At 70.9% G+C, this 16557-nt stretch carries 12 protein-coding genes; 4 read left to right on the top strand and 8 right to left on the bottom strand.

The window, feature by feature from the left end:
- The first annotated feature begins 76 nt into the window (after positions 1-76).
- Positions 77-3190: a family 78 glycoside hydrolase catalytic domain gene (locus ACIBN2_RS17470; protein ID WP_399135330.1), complete on the top strand. Its 3114-nt coding sequence runs from the start codon at positions 77-79 to the stop codon at positions 3188-3190.
- Here ACIBN2_RS17470 and ACIBN2_RS17465 read toward each other — a convergent pair.
- The 6 genes from ACIBN2_RS17465 to rhaI (ACIBN2_RS17440) all read right to left on the bottom strand — a co-directional run bounded on the left by ACIBN2_RS17465 (position 3163) and on the right by rhaI (ACIBN2_RS17440) (position 10840).
- On the bottom strand, positions 3163-3831 hold the full coding sequence (locus tag ACIBN2_RS17465; RefSeq protein WP_399135329.1) for a lactate utilization protein C: 669 nt from the start codon (positions 3829-3831) through the stop codon (positions 3163-3165). The two genes, ACIBN2_RS17470 and ACIBN2_RS17465, sit on opposite strands and share 28 nt — an antisense overlap.
- The gene (locus ACIBN2_RS17460) at positions 3828-5315 is read right to left on the bottom strand and encodes a LutB/LldF family L-lactate oxidation iron-sulfur protein (RefSeq protein ID WP_399135328.1); all 1488 of its coding nucleotides are present in this window, start codon (positions 5313-5315) and stop codon (positions 3828-3830) included. Before ACIBN2_RS17460 ends, ACIBN2_RS17465 begins: the two co-directional genes overlap by 4 nt.
- Entirely contained in the window at positions 5312-6067 is a 756-nt protein-coding gene (locus ACIBN2_RS17455) for a (Fe-S)-binding protein (protein WP_399135327.1), read from the bottom strand. The genes ACIBN2_RS17460 and ACIBN2_RS17455 overlap by 4 nt, the downstream gene beginning before the upstream one ends.
- 72 nt (positions 6068-6139) lie before the next feature.
- A complete protein-coding gene (locus tag ACIBN2_RS17450; protein ID WP_399135326.1) occupies positions 6140-7588 on the bottom strand; it encodes a rhamnulokinase family protein in 1449 nt (482 codons plus the stop codon).
- Positions 7585-9624, bottom strand: coding sequence for a bifunctional aldolase/short-chain dehydrogenase (locus tag ACIBN2_RS17445; protein ID WP_399135325.1), 2040 nt, complete (start codon positions 9622-9624; stop codon positions 7585-7587). The genes ACIBN2_RS17450 and ACIBN2_RS17445 overlap by 4 nt, the downstream gene beginning before the upstream one ends.
- A 55-nt stretch (positions 9625-9679) precedes the next feature.
- Positions 9680-10840, bottom strand: a complete 1161-nt coding sequence (gene rhaI, locus ACIBN2_RS17440; protein WP_399135324.1) for an L-rhamnose isomerase — start codon at positions 10838-10840, stop codon at positions 9680-9682.
- A gap of 275 nt (positions 10841-11115) precedes the next feature.
- Here rhaI (ACIBN2_RS17440) and ACIBN2_RS17435 point away from each other — a divergent pair, with 275 nt between their 5' ends.
- Positions 11116-12411 carry an MFS transporter gene (locus ACIBN2_RS17435; protein WP_399135323.1) on the top strand — a complete coding sequence of 432 codons (1296 nt, stop codon included), beginning with the start codon at positions 11116-11118 and terminating at the stop codon, positions 12409-12411.
- 416 nt (positions 12412-12827) lie between these two features.
- On the opposite strand, the gene ACIBN2_RS17430 is transcribed toward ACIBN2_RS17435, so the two are convergent.
- Positions 12828-13703, bottom strand: a complete 876-nt coding sequence (locus ACIBN2_RS17430) for an NAD(P)H-binding protein (protein WP_399135322.1) — start codon at positions 13701-13703, stop codon at positions 12828-12830.
- A 169-nt stretch (positions 13704-13872) separates the two neighbouring features.
- Here ACIBN2_RS17430 and ACIBN2_RS17425 point away from each other — a divergent pair, with 169 nt between their 5' ends.
- Both ACIBN2_RS17425 and ACIBN2_RS17420 read left to right on the top strand, forming a co-directional pair.
- On the top strand, positions 13873-14757 hold the full coding sequence (locus tag ACIBN2_RS17425) for a LysR family transcriptional regulator (RefSeq protein ID WP_399135321.1): 885 nt from the start codon (positions 13873-13875) through the stop codon (positions 14755-14757).
- Positions 14754-15122 carry a YciI family protein gene (locus tag ACIBN2_RS17420; RefSeq protein ID WP_399135320.1) on the top strand — a complete coding sequence of 123 codons (369 nt, stop codon included), beginning with the start codon at positions 14754-14756 and terminating at the stop codon, positions 15120-15122. The genes ACIBN2_RS17425 and ACIBN2_RS17420 overlap by 4 nt, the downstream gene beginning before the upstream one ends.
- A gap of 225 nt (positions 15123-15347) precedes the next feature.
- On the opposite strand, the gene rhaI (ACIBN2_RS17415) is transcribed toward ACIBN2_RS17420, so the two are convergent.
- Positions 15348-16508, bottom strand: coding sequence for an L-rhamnose isomerase (gene rhaI / locus ACIBN2_RS17415; protein WP_399135319.1), 1161 nt, complete (start codon positions 16506-16508; stop codon positions 15348-15350).
- Between the last annotated feature and the right edge of the window lie 49 nt (positions 16509-16557).

Below are 16557 nucleotides of genomic sequence, written 5' to 3'. Positions count from 1 at the left end.
GTCGCCACAACAGCCACTAGCTTCACCGTCGACCACTCTGAAACGTTACAACCGCGAGCCCCCGAAGGGACACGGCATGACCGACGGAGTCGACAGCAGTAACGGCAGGACAGTGCGCCGCAGAACGGTGCTCGGCACCGCGCTCGGCGTCGTGCCCGTGGCCCTGGCGGGCGGGATCGGCGGCGCGGGGGCGGCATCGGCCACGCCGGCCGGTAAGCGGGGCGCCGTCGAGGGCCTGACGGTGGAGCACCGTACGAACCCGCTCGGCGTGGACGCGGCGAAGCCGCGCTTCGGCTGGCGCACCGCGTCCTCGGCCCGCGGCCGGCGCCAGACGGCGTACCGGATCCTGGTCGCCTCCTCGGCCGGGCAACTCGCCCGCGGCCACGCCGACGTGTGGGACAGCGGCCGCGTCACCTCCGCCGACTCGGTGGCGGTGCACTACACCGGCGCGGCCCTGCGCCCCGCCACCCGCTACCACTGGACGGTCCGCGTCTGGGACGAGGACGGCCGCGCCCTTCCTGAGGCCAAGGCGGCCTTCTTCGAGACCGGCCTGCTCAGCGCCGACGGCGTCACCGGCTGGGACGGCGCGAAGTGGATCAGCATGGCCGGCAAGGCGCCGAACAGCTCCGGCTCGCCCCTCCTGCGACGGCAGGCGGCCCTCAAGAACCAGCGCGTCAGCGAGGCCCGGCTCTACATCTCCGCCCTCGGCGTGTACGTCGCCCACGTCAACGGCCGGCGCGTCGAGGCACCGCAGGACCGGGGCACCACCCCCGAACTCCTCACCCCGGGCTGGACGAACTACGACACCACCGTCAGCTACCTGACCTACGACGTCACCGCCCTGCTCGCCGGGGACCGGCAGGTCACCCTCGCCGCGGTCCTCGGCAACGGCTGGTACAACGCCCGCATCTCCGAGAACAGCGCCTACTACGCCAAGGACGGCAATCGCCTCGCCCTCAAGGCCAAGCTGCTGATCCGCTACGCCGACGGCTCCACGCAGACCGTCGTCACCGCCCCCGGCGAGGACTGGCGGGCGACGGACACCGGACCGTTCCGCGCCGACGACATCTACGACGGGCAGACCTACGACGCCCGCAAGGAGATCCCGGGCTGGACGGCGAACGGCTTCGACGCCGCCGGCTGGTCCGGGACCGAGGAACACCCCTACGCGAGCAGGTTCCCCGACGCGAGGCTGGTCTCCTATCCAGGCGAGAGCGCCCGTCTGATGTCCCGGTGGGACCGCGGCCCGCACTCGATCACCGTCTGTACCGGAGTCACCGGCGAGCAGGGCAGCCCCAACGGCAAGGGCCGTGTCGTCGTCGACCCGGCCCGCACGGTCACCGACCCGGCGAAGGCGGCCACCGCCGAGGTCACCCTGCATCCCGGCGACACCGCCGTGATCGACCTCGGGCAGAACATGGTCGGCGTGCCCCGCTACACCCTCCGCGGCCCCGCCGGGGCCCAAGTCACGCTGAAATTCGGCGAGATGCTCAACGACACGAGCGCCGGCGCCGACGGTCCTGAAGGCTCCGTATACCGCGCCAACCTCCGCTCCGCGAAGGCCACCAGCACCTATATCCTCAAGGGCGACCCGGCCGGCGAGACCCACCAGGACGCGCTCACCTTCTACGGCTTCCGCTACGCCTCCGTCACCGCGACCGACACCGTCACCCTCGCCCGGCTGACCGGCAAGGTCGCCACCTCCGCGATCAGCGAGACCGGCACCGTCACGACCGACGACGCCGACGTCAACCAGCTGATCAGCAACGTCCATTGGGGCCAGCGCGGCAACTACCTCTGGGTGCCCACCGACTGCCCCCAGCGCGACGAACGCCTCGGCTGGACGGGCGACACCCAGCTCTTCTCCAACACCGGCCTCTACAACGCCGACGCCGTGAACTTCCTCAGCCACTTCGAGGACACCCTGATCGACTCGCAGAAGACCTACGGCCTGGACGGTGCCCAGTTCACCTTCGTCGCCCCCGGCAACCGCTACAACGCGCCGATCCCGGCGAGCGGTTGGTCCGACGTCGGAGTGGTCGTGCCGTGGACCGTCTGGCAGATGTCGGGCGACATCACGATCGTGGACCGCAGTTGGTCGGCGATGACGACGTACATGGACTGGATCCACCGGCGCACCGGTGACACCTACGCGGGACAGGGCGCCATCTTCGGCGACTGGCTCGCCTTCCAGGACACCAGCACCCAGCTCATCAGCGACCTCTACTACGGCCACAGCGCCCGGCTGATGGCGGACATGGCCCGCGCCACCGGCCGCACCGCCGATACCCGCGCCTACGAGGACCTCGTCGCCCACATCAAACGGGCGTTCCTCACCAAGTACCTGGCCACCGACGCCACGACCGGGCAGATCACCGTCCGCTCCAGCCTCGGCGACGCCCCGCCGACCGGCGGCAGGACCGAGGACAACACCCAGACCGCCCTGCTGTGGGTCCTCAAACTCGGCTTCTACGACACCGAGGCCCAGCGCCGCCGGCTCGTCGAGCTCCTCGCCGACAACATCGGCAACGACGCGGCCTACAAGGCGACCCACCCCGACAGCACCCGGGTGAAGTACGCCGAGAACACCCTCTCCGTCGGCTTCCTCGGCGTGAACGTCCTCGCACCGGTCCTGACCGACGAGGGCCACGCAGACCTCGCGTACCAGCTGCTCCACCAGGACGCCATGCCGTCCTGGCTGTTCTCGGTGAAGAACGGCGCCACCACGGTCTGGGAGCGCTGGAACTCGTACTCCAAGGCGGACGGCTTCGGCCCGGTCGACATGAACTCGTTCAACCACTACTCCTACGGCGCGATCATGGAGTGGATGTACGAGAGCATGGCCGGCATCGCCAAGGACCCGGCCCAGCCCGGCTTCAAGCACTTCTTCCTACGGCCGCACGTCGACCCCACGGGGAAGATCACGCAGGTGTCGGGCTCGCACCTCTCCCCGTACGGCGAGATCGTGAGCGCCTGGCAGCGCACGGACCGCCGGCTCACCTACCGGGCCACCGTGCCCGCCAACAGCGCGGCCACCCTGCGCATCCCCACCGGCGACCCGAACACCGTCCGCGAGGGCCGGACTCCGCTCGCCCGCGTGCGGGGCGTCGAGTACCTGGGCTTCGCGGACGGCACCGCCTCCTACCGGCTCCCGTCCGGCCGTTACGAGGTGGTCTCGGCGCTCGGCTGACCGCCCACCAGCACCACCTCAAGGGTGCGCGGACCGTGCACCCCCTCGACCCGGTCCAGCTCGATGTCGCTGGTCGCCGACGGACCGGAGATCCACGTCAACGGGCGGGCCGGGTCGAGGCGTTCGAGGGCCTGGGGCACGGCGGAGACGACCTGCTCCGGCACCCGGACGACGCAGATGTGGTGGTCGGGGACGAGGGTGATGCGGCGGCGGCCCTGGTCGGGGCCGCCGTCCAGGACGATCGTGCCGGTCTCCGCGATCGCCACCGCGCAGCCGGTGACCACACTGTCGACGCGGTCCAGCTCGTAGGGCGTGCTCCCGGCCCGGTCCGGGATGCGCTCGGCGTCGGTCGCGCCGAGCCACTCCTCGTCCAGGCCCGGCGGCACCACGACGGTCTTCGCACCGCGCTCCGCCAGCAACCGGCCGATCACCGCCGCCAGTTCACCCGTTTCGCAACGGTGCACGACGGCCCGGTAGTCGGCCAGGTTCTCGGCGAGCAGGTCGATATTCTGCGCGGTGCCGCGGTCGCCGTGCTCGCGCAGGTACTCACGCGGAACCGCCTGCTCGTACGGCTGGTCGTCCTTCGGTACGTCGGCCAGCGCGCGCCGCACCCGGCCCAGAATCCGTTCCCTGCTGCTCACTTGGCTCCCCCCTTGCTGCCGGTCTCGCCGTGCGTGCGCTGCCACCAGTCGCGGAAGGGTTCCTTGGGGACCGGTGGCAGGTCCCGGCTGTCGCTCCACGCTTTGCCCGGGCCGGGCAGGGTACGGGGATGCAGGCGGCGGGTGCGGGAGGCGAGGCGCTGGCCGGCGCGCAGGGCGCCGGGGCGGGTGAAGGCCCAGCGGGCCGCCCGCATCGCGGCCCGTTCGGCGGCGTGTCCCTTGGCGGGTTGCAGTGTCACCTTGTTGCCCTCGCGGATCACCTGCCCGCCCTCGACGACCCGTTCGCGCAGGTGGACGAGGACTTCGGGGATGTCGATGGCGACCGGGCAGACCTCGTAGCAGGCCCCGCACAGCGAGGAGGCGTACGGCAGGGAGGCGTCGATCTCGCTCTGCGTGCCGCGGAGTTGGGGGCTGAGGATGGCGCCGATCGGGCCCGGATAGACCGAGCCGTAGGCGTGGCCGCCGGCCCGTTCGTAGACGGGGCAGACGTTGAGGCAGGCGGAGCAGCGGATGCAGCGCAGCGCCTGGCGGCCGACCTCGTCGGCGAGGGTGTCGGTGCGGCCGTTGTCCAGCAGCACCAGGTGGAAGTTCCGCGGCCCGTCCTGGTCGGTCGTGCCGGTCCAGGTGGAGGTGTAGGGGTTCATCCGCTCGGCGGTGGAGGAGCGCGGCAGCGTCTGCAGGAACACTTCCAGGTCCTGCCAGGTGGGCACGATCTTCTCGATGCCGACGACCGAGATCAGCGTCTCGGGCAGGGTCAGGCACATGCGTCCGTTGCCCTCGGACTCGACGACCACCAGGGTGCCGGTGTCGGCGACCATGAAGTTGGCGCCGGAGATGCCGACCCTGGCGCGCAGGAACTTCTCGCGCAGGTGCAGACGGGCGGCCTCGGCGAGCTCGGCCGGGGTGTCGGTCAGGCCCTCGGGGGCCGGGCGGCCCCACTCGCTCATCTCGGTGCGGAAGATGTCGCGGATCTCGCCGCGGTTGCGGTGGATGGCGGGGACCAGGATGTGCGAGGGCCGGTCCTTGCCCAGCTGCACGATCAGCTCGGCGAGATCCGTCTCGTAGGCGCGGATGCCCTCGGCCTCCAGCGCCTCGTTGAGGCCGATCTCCTGCGTGGCCATCGACTTGACCTTGACGACCTCCGACTCGCCGGTCGCGCGCACGAGTTCGGTGACGATCCGGTTGGCCTCGTCGGCATCGACGGCCCAGTGCACGGTGCCGCCGGCCGCGGTGACCGACTCCTCCAACTGCTCCAGATACCGGTCGAGATGGCGCAGCGTGTGGTCCTTGATCCGCTTGCCGGCCTCGCGCAGCTCCGCCCAGTCGGACACCTCCGCCACGGCCTTGGCCCGCTTGGCGCGGATGGTGTGCGTCGCGTGCCGCAGATTGGCCCGCAGCGTCTCGTTGCGCACCGCCTCGTGCGCGGCCACGGGAAAGGCCGGCATGCCCACGAACGTCCCGCTCATACGGCCGGCTCCTCCTCCGTGCTCGCAAGGATCTCCGCGATGTGCACCGGCCGCATGCCGCTGTCCCGCCGAGCCATCGTGCCGCCGATGTGCATCAGACAGGAGTTGTCGGCCGCGCACAGCACCTCCGCGCCGGTCGACTCGGCGTTGCGGACCTTGTCCGTGCCCATCGCCGCCGAGACATCGGCGTTCTTCACGGCGAAGGTGCCGCCGAAGCCGCAGCACTCCTCGGCGCCCGGCAGTTCCACCAGTTCCAGTCCCTTCACGGCCTCGAGGAGGCGGCGCGGCCGGTCGCCGAGGCCCAGGCTCCGCAGTCCGTGGCAGGTCGGGTGGTAGGTCACCTGGTGCGGGTAGTAGGCACCGACGTCGGTCACCCCCAGGACGTCCACCAGGAACTCCGTGAGCTCGTACGTCTTCGGCACCACCCGCTCCAGCGTCGCCGCGAGCGTGTCGCCACGACCCTCGGCCCGGGCCCGCGCACCCATCCGCGGATACAGCTCCCGCACCATCGCGCCGCACGACCCGGACGGCGTGACGATCGCCTCGTACTCCCCGAAGACGTCGGAGAAATGCCGAGCGAGCGGCTCGGCCTCATGGCGGTATCCGGTGTTGTAGTGCGCCTGCCCGCAGCACGTCTGCGCCATCGGGAAGTCGACCTCGACGCCCAGCCTGGTCAGCAGTTTCACCACGGCGCGCCCGGTGTCCGGATAGAGCGTGTCGTTGACGCAGGTCAGGAACAGGGCGACACGCATCGCGGCTCCTTGTTGTCGATCATCGGATGAGTGCAGGGTAGTCCGGGCACGGGGGTGCGGGGGAGACCCCGCTCACCGACCGGCGAGCCGGGCCTGAGCCGCACGCCAGCGTGCGGTGTCGCCGCGCGGCTCGTAGCGGGTGAGCGGCTGGGTGCGGGTGAGCAGGCGCCGCCCGTCCGCCAGGTCGCCGACGAGCCCGTGGGCCCGGCCCTGCACGAGGACGTTGCCCAGCGCCGCCGCCTCCGCAGGACCGGCCACGACCGGCAACCCGCAGGCGTCGGCGGTCAGTTGGCACAACAGGTCGTTGCGCGTACCGCCACCGACGACATGCACCACGTCCACCGGATGGTCCGCCAGCCGCTGGGCGTCCTCGATCGCCTTGCGGTGCGCGAGGGCGAGCGAGTCGAGGATGCAGCGGGTGATCTCTGCGGGCGAGGCGGGCACCGGCTGCCCCGAGGCGCGGCACGCCTCGGCGATCCGCTCCGGCATCCGGCCCGGCGCCAGGAACGCCGAGTCCCCCGCGTCCACCACGGACCGCAGCGCCGGCACCTGGGCCGCCTCCTGCAGCAGACCGCCCAACTCCGGCTCGCCCCAGGCCCGTACGCACTCCTGAAGCAGCCAGAGCCCCATGATGTTGCGGAGATACCGGACCGTGCCGTCCAGCCCCAGCTCATTGGTGAAGTTCGCGGCCCGGCTCGCCTCGGTCAGCACGGGCGCGCCCAGCTCCAGGCCGGCCAGCGACCAGGTCCCGGTGCAGATGTACGCGAACCGCTCGCCGTCGGCCGGTACGGCGGCCACGGCCGACGCCGTGTCGTGTGAACCGACGGTCGTCACCGGCACCGGACCGCGCAGCCCAGTCTCCTCCAGCACCTCCGGCATCAGCACACCCGCCGGATCGCCCGGCTGCCGCAGCGGCGCGAACAGGCCGAGGTCGACGCCCAGCCGGGAGGCGACGTCGTACGACCAGTTGCGCGTCCGGGGATCGATCAACTGGGTCGTCGAGGCGTTGGTCAGCTCGGTGCCCTGCTCGCCGGTCAGCCAGTAGGACAGCAGATCCGGTACGAGCAACAGCCGCTCGGCGGCGGCCAGTTGAGCCGATTCCCGCGCCGCCACCAGCTGGTACAGCGTGTTGAAGGGCGCATACTGCAACCCGGTCGCCGCGTAGAGCTGCTCGGCGGGCAGCGTCGCCCACACCTTCTCCGCGACGCCCTCGGTGCGGGAGTCGCGGTAGTGCACCGGGTTGCCGAGCAGCGCCCCGTCGCGGTCCAGCAGCCCGTAGTCCACGGCCCAGCTGTCGATGCCCACGGAGTCCACCTGACCGGCGGCCCGCAGCCCGTCCAGGACACCGCCGTACAGCCCGAGGACGTCCCACCGCAGCCCCTCGGGCAGGCGCACCGGCCGGTTCACGAACCGGTGCGCCTCGGCCAGCTCCAGGCTGTCGGGGCCGACGCGGCCGACCATGACACGCCCACTGGACGCGCCCAGGTCGACCGCGGCGTACGACTTCACGGCGCCGCTCATCGCAGGAAGGCGGCCGCGACGCCGGCGTCCACCGGGACGTGCAGTCCGGTGGTGTGCGTCAACTCCCCGCCGGTCAGCGCGAAGACGGCGTTGGCGACGTGCTCCGGCAGCACCTCCCGCTTGAGGATGGTGCGCTGGGCGTAGAACTCGCCCAGCTTCTCCTCCGGCACCCCGTACACGGCGGCCCGCTGGGCACCCCAGCCACCGGCGAAGATCCCGGAACCGCGCACCACACCGTCCGGGTTGACGCCGTTGACGCGGATGCCGTGCTCGCCCAACTCGGCCGCGAGCAGCCGTACTTGATGGGCCTGGTCGGCCTTGGTGGCGGAGTAGGCGATGTTGTTGGGTCCGGCGAAGACGGCGTTCTTGGAGGCGATGTAGACGATGTCGCCGCCCAGGCCCTGCGCGGTCATCACCCGGGCCGCCTCGCGCGAGACGAGGAAGGAGCCGCGGGCCATGATGTCGTGCTGAAGATCCCAGTCGCGGGCCGAAGTCTCCAGCAGCGGCTTGGAGATGGAGATCCCGGCGTTGTTCACGACCAGGTCCACGCCGCCGAAGGCGAGCACGGCCGCCTTGAACGCCGCGGCGATCTGCTCCTCGGACGTGACGTCCACGGTGACGGCGACAGCCTTGTCGGGGCCGCCCAACTCCTCGGCGACAGCCGCCGCGTTGTCGCCGTTCAGATCGGCGACGACGACACACGCCCCCTCGCCGACCAACCGCTCGGCGATGGCCCTGCCGATCCCGCTGCCCGCGCCGGTGACGAGGGCGACCCGGGTGGCCAGCGGCTTCGGCTTGGGCATGCGCTGGAGCTTGGCCTCCTCCAGCGCCCAGTACTCGATGCGGAACTTCTCCGACTCCTCGATGGGCGCGTATGTCGAGACGGCCTCGGCGCCGTGCATCACGTTGATGGCGTTGACGTAGAACTCGCCCGCCACCCGCGCGGTCTGCTTGTCCTTGCCGAAGGAGAACATGCCGACGCCCGGGACGAGCACGATCGCCGGGTCGGCGCCGCGCATCGCGGGGGAGTCGGGAGCCGCGTGCCGCTGGTAGTAGGCGGCGTACTCCTCGCGGTAGGCGGCGTGCAGCTCCGTCAGCCGGGCGATCGCCTCCTCCAGCGGGGCGGCAGGCGGCAGGTCCAGCACGAGCGGGCGGACCTTGGTGCGCAGGAAGTGGTCCGGGCAGGAGGTGCCCAGCGCGGCCAGGCGCGGGTGCTCGGCGCGGGCCAGGAACTCCAGCACCACGTCCGCGTCGGTGAAGTGCCCGACCTGCGGCCTGTCCTGGGAGGCGACGGCCCGGACGTACGGGGCGAGGGCCGCGGCCCGCTCGCGGCGCTCGGCCTCCGGGAGGGCCTGGTAGCCGTCGAGGACGGGCCCGAACGGCTCGGGCCTGCCGCGCTCGGCGAGAAAGGCTTCCGCGGTGCGGATGATGTGCAGCGAGTTGCGCTCACACTCCTCCGAGGTCGCACCCCATGCGGTGATCCCGTGCCCGCCGAGGATGCAGCCGATGGCCTGCGGGTTGGCCTCCTTGACGGCCGCGATGTCCAGGCCGAGCTGGAAGCCCGGGCGGCGCCAGGGCACCCACACCACCGTGTCGCCGAAGCACTCGGCGGTCAGCTTCTCCCCGTCGGCGGCGCAGGCCAGCGCGATCCCGGAGTCGGGGTGCAGGTGGTCGACGTGCGGGGCCTCCACCAGTCCGTGCATGGCGGTGTCGATGGACGGCGCCGCGCCGCCCTTGCCGTGCAGGCAGTAGTCGAAGGCGGAGACCATCTCGTCCTCGCGCTCGACGCCCGGGAAGACGTCGACCAGCGCCCGCATCCGGTCCAGCCGGAGCACGGCGAGACCGTTCTCGGTGAGCGTGCCGAGGTCACCGCCGGAGCCCTTGACCCACATCAGTTCGACGTCGCCGCCGGTGACGGGGTCGGTGGCGGTGCCCTTCGCCGAGGCGTTCCCGCCGGCGTAGTTGGTGTTCCGGGGGTCCGAACCGAGCCGATGGGAACGGGCGAGAAGAGCGGCGGCTTCGGGGTGGGGTGCCATGATCGGATCTCTTCCTTGCTTCGTAGGAACAGTGCGGGTGTGCCGGCGGCGGGGGTCAGGCACCCCAGCCGGCCTGGGTGCCGCCGACACGTTCGGCGGTGATGTGCTGCTGCCAGCCGGAGCTGCGATAGGCGGCGATCGGGTCGGGGGCGAGCCCCGACTCCTCGCGCACCTCGGCGAGGAGCGGGCGTACATCCGTGTTGTACGCGTCCATGATCACCGCGTTCGCCTCCAGCACGTCGCCGTCGCGCTGAGCGACAGCCAGCGCATCCCGGTCCACGAGCAACGCCTTCGCGGTGGCTTCCTGCACGTTCATCACGGACCGGATGATGGCGGGGATCTTGGCTTCGATGTTGTGGCACTGGTCGAGCATGAAGGCGACGTCGGAGGTGAGGCCGCCGCCCCGGATGACCTCGTACATGATGCGGAACAGCTGGAAGGGGTCGGCAGCTCCCACCATCAGGTCGTCGTCGGCGTAGAAGCGGGAGTTGAAGTCGAACCCGCCGAGCTTCCGCTCGCGCAGCAGCGTCGCCACGATGAACTCGATGTTCGTACCCGGCGCGTGGTGTCCGGTGTCCACCACGACCTGCGCCTTCTCGCCCAGCTTCAGACAGTGCGCATACGCCGTGCCCCAGTCGGGGACGTCCGTGGCGTAGAAGGCGGGCTCGAAGAACTTGTATTCCAGGAGCATGCGCTGGTCCTCGCCGAGGCGGGCGTAGACCTCGGCGAGTCCTTCCGCGAGCCGGTCCTGGCGCTCCCGGATGTCGTCCTGGCCGGGATAGTTCGTCCCGTCCGCGAACCACAGTTTGAGATCGCGGGAGCCGGTCGCGTCCATGATGTCGACGCACTCCAGCAGATGGTCGACGGCCTTGCGGCGCACCGCCGCGTCCGGGTGGCAGATGCTGCCCAGCTTGTAGTCGTCGTCCTGGAAGGTGTTGGAGTTGATCGCTCCCAGCTTCAGGCCGTGATCGTCGGCGTACTTCGCCAGCGCGGCGTAGTCGTCGACCTTGTCCCACGGGATGTGCAACGAGACCGTCGGGGCCACGCCGGTGAACGCGTGCACCCGCCCCGCGTCCTGGAGCTTCTCCCAGGGGTCGCGAGGGACTCCCGCCTGGGCGAACACCTTGAAACGCGTACCGGAGTTGCCGTAGGCCCACGACGGGGTCTCGATCCTCTGTGCCGCGAGCGCTGTCTTCACGGCCGGCAGATCTGGCATGACCACCTCTGAACACTCTTTGAATCGTTTCAGGGAACGTAGCGGCACCAGCCGGACGGCGTCAAGGTCTTAGTGCGTCTGTCCTCGGACCATTTGTGAGTGGATCCGGATTCCACCCGGAACCCCTTGACGGAACGCCATGAGCTCTTCATGATGCCGTGAAACGTTTCACGGTCTGGTTAAGGGATTGATGCCAGGAGTCACCACCTCCTGTGCGTCTCCGCGGCCCCTGGCGCAGCAGGGCCACCCCCGGACGTTCCCGAAAGGCCGCCCCGATGAGCAACGACGCCATCTCCGCCGGGCCCGGCAGGCCCCGCGTGAACCGGTCCCAGTGGCGCCTCGCCATCCTGTCCGGCATGGCCTCCTACCTGGACTCCGGCATCATCGTCTCGTCCGGTCTGGCGCTCGGCCTGTGGCAGACCCGTTTTCATCTGTCGCCCTGGGGCCTCGGCGCGCTGAGCGCCGCCCTGACCTTCTCCATCGCCGCCGGCTCGCTCGTCGGCGGCCGTCTGGCCGACCGTTTCGGTCGTCGGCGCGTCTACGGGATCGACGTCCTCGTCTACACCGTAGGCGCCGCACTCCTCGTCTTCGCGCCGAGCAGCGCCTTCCTCTTCGCCGGCATGATCATCGGCGGTCTGGCGGCCGGCGCCGACCTGCCCACCTCGCTCGCCATGGTCTCCGAGCACACGCCGCGCTCGGTCCGCGGACGTCTGATCGGCGCGACCCAGACCATGTGGGTCGCCGGCATCACGGCTGCGACGGTGATCGGCTTCGGCACCGCGACACTCGGGTATCTCTCCGCCCAACTCCTCTTCGCCCACCTCACCGTCGTGGCCCTGGTCAGCTGGGTGCTGCGCAACCGCTTGCGCCTCCCGCCCGTCCTGGAGGAGGCCGAGCACGGCGGCCGGGGCGAGGGCATCGACGCCCGGGCGCTGCGCCGCCTCGGCACGAAGCCGATCCTCGTCCCGCTCCTCGCGACGGGCGGGTTCTACCTCGCCTGGAACCTCGCCGCCAACACCATCGGCCAGTACGGCACGTACTTCCTCACCACCGTCGGCGGCGCCTCCCAGACCCTCGCCACCGGCATCTCCCTGGCCGGCCTACCCATCGGCCTGCTCGGCTCGCTGACCTTCGTCCGGCTCGCGGACACCCCCTGGCGAGACCGCTGCTTCTACGTCTGTGCAGCCCTCCAGGTGCTCGCCTTCGCCGTGGCCGCCGCGACCGGCGGCGCCGTGATCGCGGCGATGGTCCTCTTCCTGCTCCTCTACAACGTCGTCAACCAGTTCGCCGGCGTGGCGAACTACAAGATCTGGTCCCAGGAGACCTTCCCCGAGGAACTGCGCGCCACCACCCAGGGCCTGACGTACGGCCTCAGCCGCGCCCTGTGCGGCGTCGCCGGTCTCGCCACCCCCGCCCTGATGGCTGCCAGTGGCTCGGCCGTGCTGTGGATGACCACGATGTGCGTGGCGCTCTCAGGTCTGATGGGCGTGTGGATCGTCCGCCGCATCGCCCCGCAGAGGCGGCGCGCGGCAGGCGCCGCGTCCGCCGCCCGTGCGAAGCAAGCGATCTGATGCGCGTCACCGCAGCGTCCTCCGGCCACTACGACCTCGGGCGCCGGCGCCGTTGGTTTGCACCGCACAGACGCTGTCCTCGAAGCTGCGGAAGCCCGGCCGGCACCGGCTGCGCCTCGCGCCCTTGCCCGTGCCCGCGCCCTCTTGGGCAGTGAGGAGCGGTTCGAGGTCGGCTCGGGTCGTCATGCCTCATGGTCGCGGCCGTGGTCCGCGCTCGCCTGATGGGCGGCGGCTCGTGATGGTCGTCGCGGCGAACACCTGCGCCGGGGTTCAACTCCCGGGCGATGGGCTGCCGTTCGAGATCGGATTGGGTCGCCGCGCCTTCCGGTCGGGGCCGTACACCGCGCCCCGCCTGGCCGTCGGCGGCGATCCGGGACCCCTCTCCGAGCCGGAGCAGGCAACACCGGGCGAGGTGTTCAGGCGAGGAAAGCCGGCCTGAGTACCTCCTCGCACCACTGCCGGAAGTCCGTCGGGGCGGGTGCTGCGGTGCGGTGCTCCTCGTCGTAGGCGCCGTTGTTCTGGGCCAGGGCCATGTCGGCCAGACCCCGCGCCCAGGCGTCGCTCGCCCCGTGCTTCAGCATCGACGCCCGGTACGCCTCGACGCTGATCTGCTGGTAGCGGACCGGCCGCTCCAGCACCTCGGTGACGACCTGCGCCATGCCGTCGAAGGAAAGGGCGTCCGCACTGACCAGCGGGACCCCGTCCTGCCCGCTCCAGGAGTCGTCGAGCAGCAGTTCCGTGGCCTTCGCCGCGATGTCGCGGGTGGCGATGCTCGCGACCACGAGATCCGCGGGCTGAGGGCCGAAGAAGACGCCCTGCTCCTTCATCGCTCCGATCTGCCAGAGCAGGTTCTCCATGAAGGCCGAAGCGCGCAGCGCCCGGTAGTGCACGCCGGTGTCCGCGATCATCGCGTCCTTGGCGAGCGAGGCCGACAGGTGTCCGGCGTTGTGCTCGATGCCGTGGCCCATGGTCGAGACGCCGACGACGCGCTTGACGCCCTGGTCCGCGATCGCCTGGCACGCGGCCCGCGTGTAGTCGACGTAATAATCCTGGACGCCGTCCGCACGCGGGTCCGGCGGCACCACCCAGAACACGGCGTCCGCGCCCGCGAACGCCGCCGTGACGACATCGAGGTCACGGTGCGACCCCTGAACCACCCCGGCGCGCTCGCGCACCCGGGGCGAGAGCCGGGAGGGCTCCCGGGCGATCACGCGGACCTGCTCCTCGCGGTCGAGGAGGCCGTCGACGACCTGCCGGCCGATCTGGCCGGTGGGGGTGGTGATGACAAGCATGGAAAAGCTCCAAGAGGGCTCGCTGGGAAGGCGGTTGATCCCCTGGGGCCGCGACGGACGGGCCGGGGAACCGTGTGCCTCGATCCTGCGGCGCGGCCGTACGAGACGGAAGGACCGAAGAGATCACGCTTGTTACCCTGTGGGTAATACCGAACGGAGGTGTGCGGACGTGGAGTCCCGATCACTGCGCTACTTCGTCGCCGTCGCCGAGGAACTCAACTTCGCCCGCGCCGCCGAACGGCTGGGCATCTCCGCCCCGCCCCTGTCCCGTGCCGTCCGCAAGCTGGAGACGGATCTGGGAGTCACCCTGTTCGAGCGCACCACGCACAGCGTCAGGCTGACCCCCGCCGGGACGGTCCTGCTGGCGGAGGCCCGGATCGCTCTGGACGCGCTGCAGGCCGCGGGCCGCCGGGCACAGCGCGCGGCCGGCCCCGAGTCGAAGCTGGTGCTGGCCATCAAGGCCGACGGCGACGGGGGCCGGCTCGATGCCATCCTGACCCGCTACGCCGCCGAGCCCGGCGCCCTCCCGGTCACGGTCCGGCTCTCCGGGTGGGGCGACCAGGCGCGCCTGCTGCGCCAGGGCGAGGCGGACGCGGCTCTGATCTACGAACCGTTCGAGGCGACGGGTCTCGACTCGGAGACGGTGTCCGTGGAGCGTCGCGTCGCCGCGCTCCCCGCCGCCCACCCCCTGGCCGTGCGCGACCGTCTCTCGCTCGCCGACCTGGCCATCCCGGGAGTCGAGTCCGGTCGCCTGGACGGCCTGGCCCGGTACCTGGACGCCATGGTCGAGCAGCACGGCATCTCCGACCTGGCGCAACTTCTCACCCTGGTCGAACTGGGCGAGCTGGTGACCGTACTGCCCGAATCCGTCACCGCCCGCTACCCCCGTCCGGGCATCGCCTACCGAGAGCTCCCGGACGCGCCCCCGGCCACGCTGACGATCGCCTGGCCCCAGCACTCCCGCTCCACGGCCACGGCCGCGCTGGTCCGCGCGGCCGCGTCCGTGGCCGCCGTATCCGATGCATCCGACGCGTCCGAGGAGTCCGCGGCATGAAGTACATGGTCCTGATGTACGCCGATCCCGCCGCGACCGAGGCGATGACACCGGCCGAGCGCGCCGACGTCTTCCGTCGCCACGAAGCCCTCCACAAGGACCTGGAGGGCACCGGCGAAATGCTCAACGGCGCCGGCCTCGCCTACCCGCGCGACACGACGACCCTCACCTGGCACCCGGACACCCCGACCGAGACGAAAGCCCCGCTCACGGCCACCACGAACCAGCTCACCGCGTACTACGTCATCGACTGCGCAACCCCTGAGCGGGCGAGGGAGATCGCCGAGCGGGTCCTCGACTTCCACGTGGTGGCGATCGAGATCCGCCCCATCCACGACACGTTCGGCATGGACACACCTCCGTAGACGGGCGCGCCCCGTCAGGGGCGCGGGGAACTGCGCGACCGGCCACACTCAAGCCGCGGCCGGTGAGACACAGATCCCGGCAGACGCGATCCAGCAGCCTCACGCCGCCTCGGGTGGTCGCGCCGTGACGGGCGCACCCTCTCAGGGGCGCGGGGAACGGCGCGACCAGCCACACTCAATCCCGCAGTCGACAACACGCAGACCCCGGCCGAAGCGGCGCAGCCGCTACGCCCCCCACCCGGCCTGCTGCCCCCCGACCCGCTCCTCCACGATCCTCTCGGCCCACCCGGACCGGCGGTACGCGGCGATCGGGTCGGGGTCCAGCCCCAGCTCTCCCCGCACCTCGGCCAGCAGCGGCCGTACATCCGTGTTGTACGCGTCCATGATCACCGCGTTCGCCTCGAGCACGTCGCCGTCGCGCTGAGCGACAGCCAGCGCATCCCGGTCCACGAGCAACGCCTTCGCGGTGGCTTCCTGCACGTTCATCACGGACCGGATGATGGCGGGGATCTTGGCCTCGATGTTGTGGCACTGGTCGAGCATGAAGGCGACGTCGGAGGTGAGGCCGCCGCCCCGGATGACCTCGTACATGATGCGGAACAGCTGGAAGGGGTCGGCAGCTCCCACCATCAGGTCGTCGTCGGCGTAGAAGCGGGAGTTGAAGTCGAACCCGCCGAGCTTCCGCTCGCGCAGCAGCGTCGCCACGATGAACTCGATGTTCGTACCCGGTGCGTGGTGTCCGGTGTCGACCACGACCTGCGCCTTCTCGCCGAGCTTGAGGCAGTGGGCGTAGGCGGTGCCCCAGTCGGGGACGTCCGTGGCGTAGAAGGCGGGCTCGAAGAACTTGTACTCCAGGAGCATGCGCTGGTCCTCGCCGAGGCGGGCGTAGACCTCGGCGAGTCCTTCCGCGAGCCGGTCCTGGCGCTCCCGGATGTCGTCCTGGCCGGGATAGTTCGTCCCGTCCGCGAACCACAGTTTGAGATCGCGGGAGCCGGTCGCGTCCATGATGTCGACGCACTCCAGCAGATGGTCGACGGCCTTGCGGCGCACCGCCGCGTCCGGGTGGCAGATGCTGCCCAGCTTGTAGTCGTCGTCCTGGAAGGTGTTGGAGTTGATCGCTCCCAGCTTCAGGCCGTGATCGTCGGCGTACTTCGCCAGCGCGGCGTAGTCGTCGACCTTGTCCCACGGGATGTGCAGGGCGACGGTCGGGGCCACACCTGTGACGGCGTGTACCTGGGCGGCGTCGGCCAGCTTCTCCTGCGGCGTGCGGGGAACACCGCGCTGCGCGAACACCTTGAACCGGGTCCCCGAGTTCCCGTACGCCCACGACGGCGTCTCGACTGCCTGGGTCTTCAGCGCGGTCTTCACCGCGGCGAGCTCGGTCACTTCAGGGCTCCTGTGACGTCGGGCCGGAACGGCTTCTGTGTGAATCGAT

The organism is Streptomyces sp. NPDC050534, assembly GCF_044457745.1.
In the GTDB taxonomy this organism is placed as follows: Bacteria; Actinomycetota; Actinomycetes; order Streptomycetales; family Streptomycetaceae; genus Streptomyces.
Note: the sequence above shows the minus strand (reverse complement) of the source record. Positions and strands in the feature narration are given on the sequence as shown.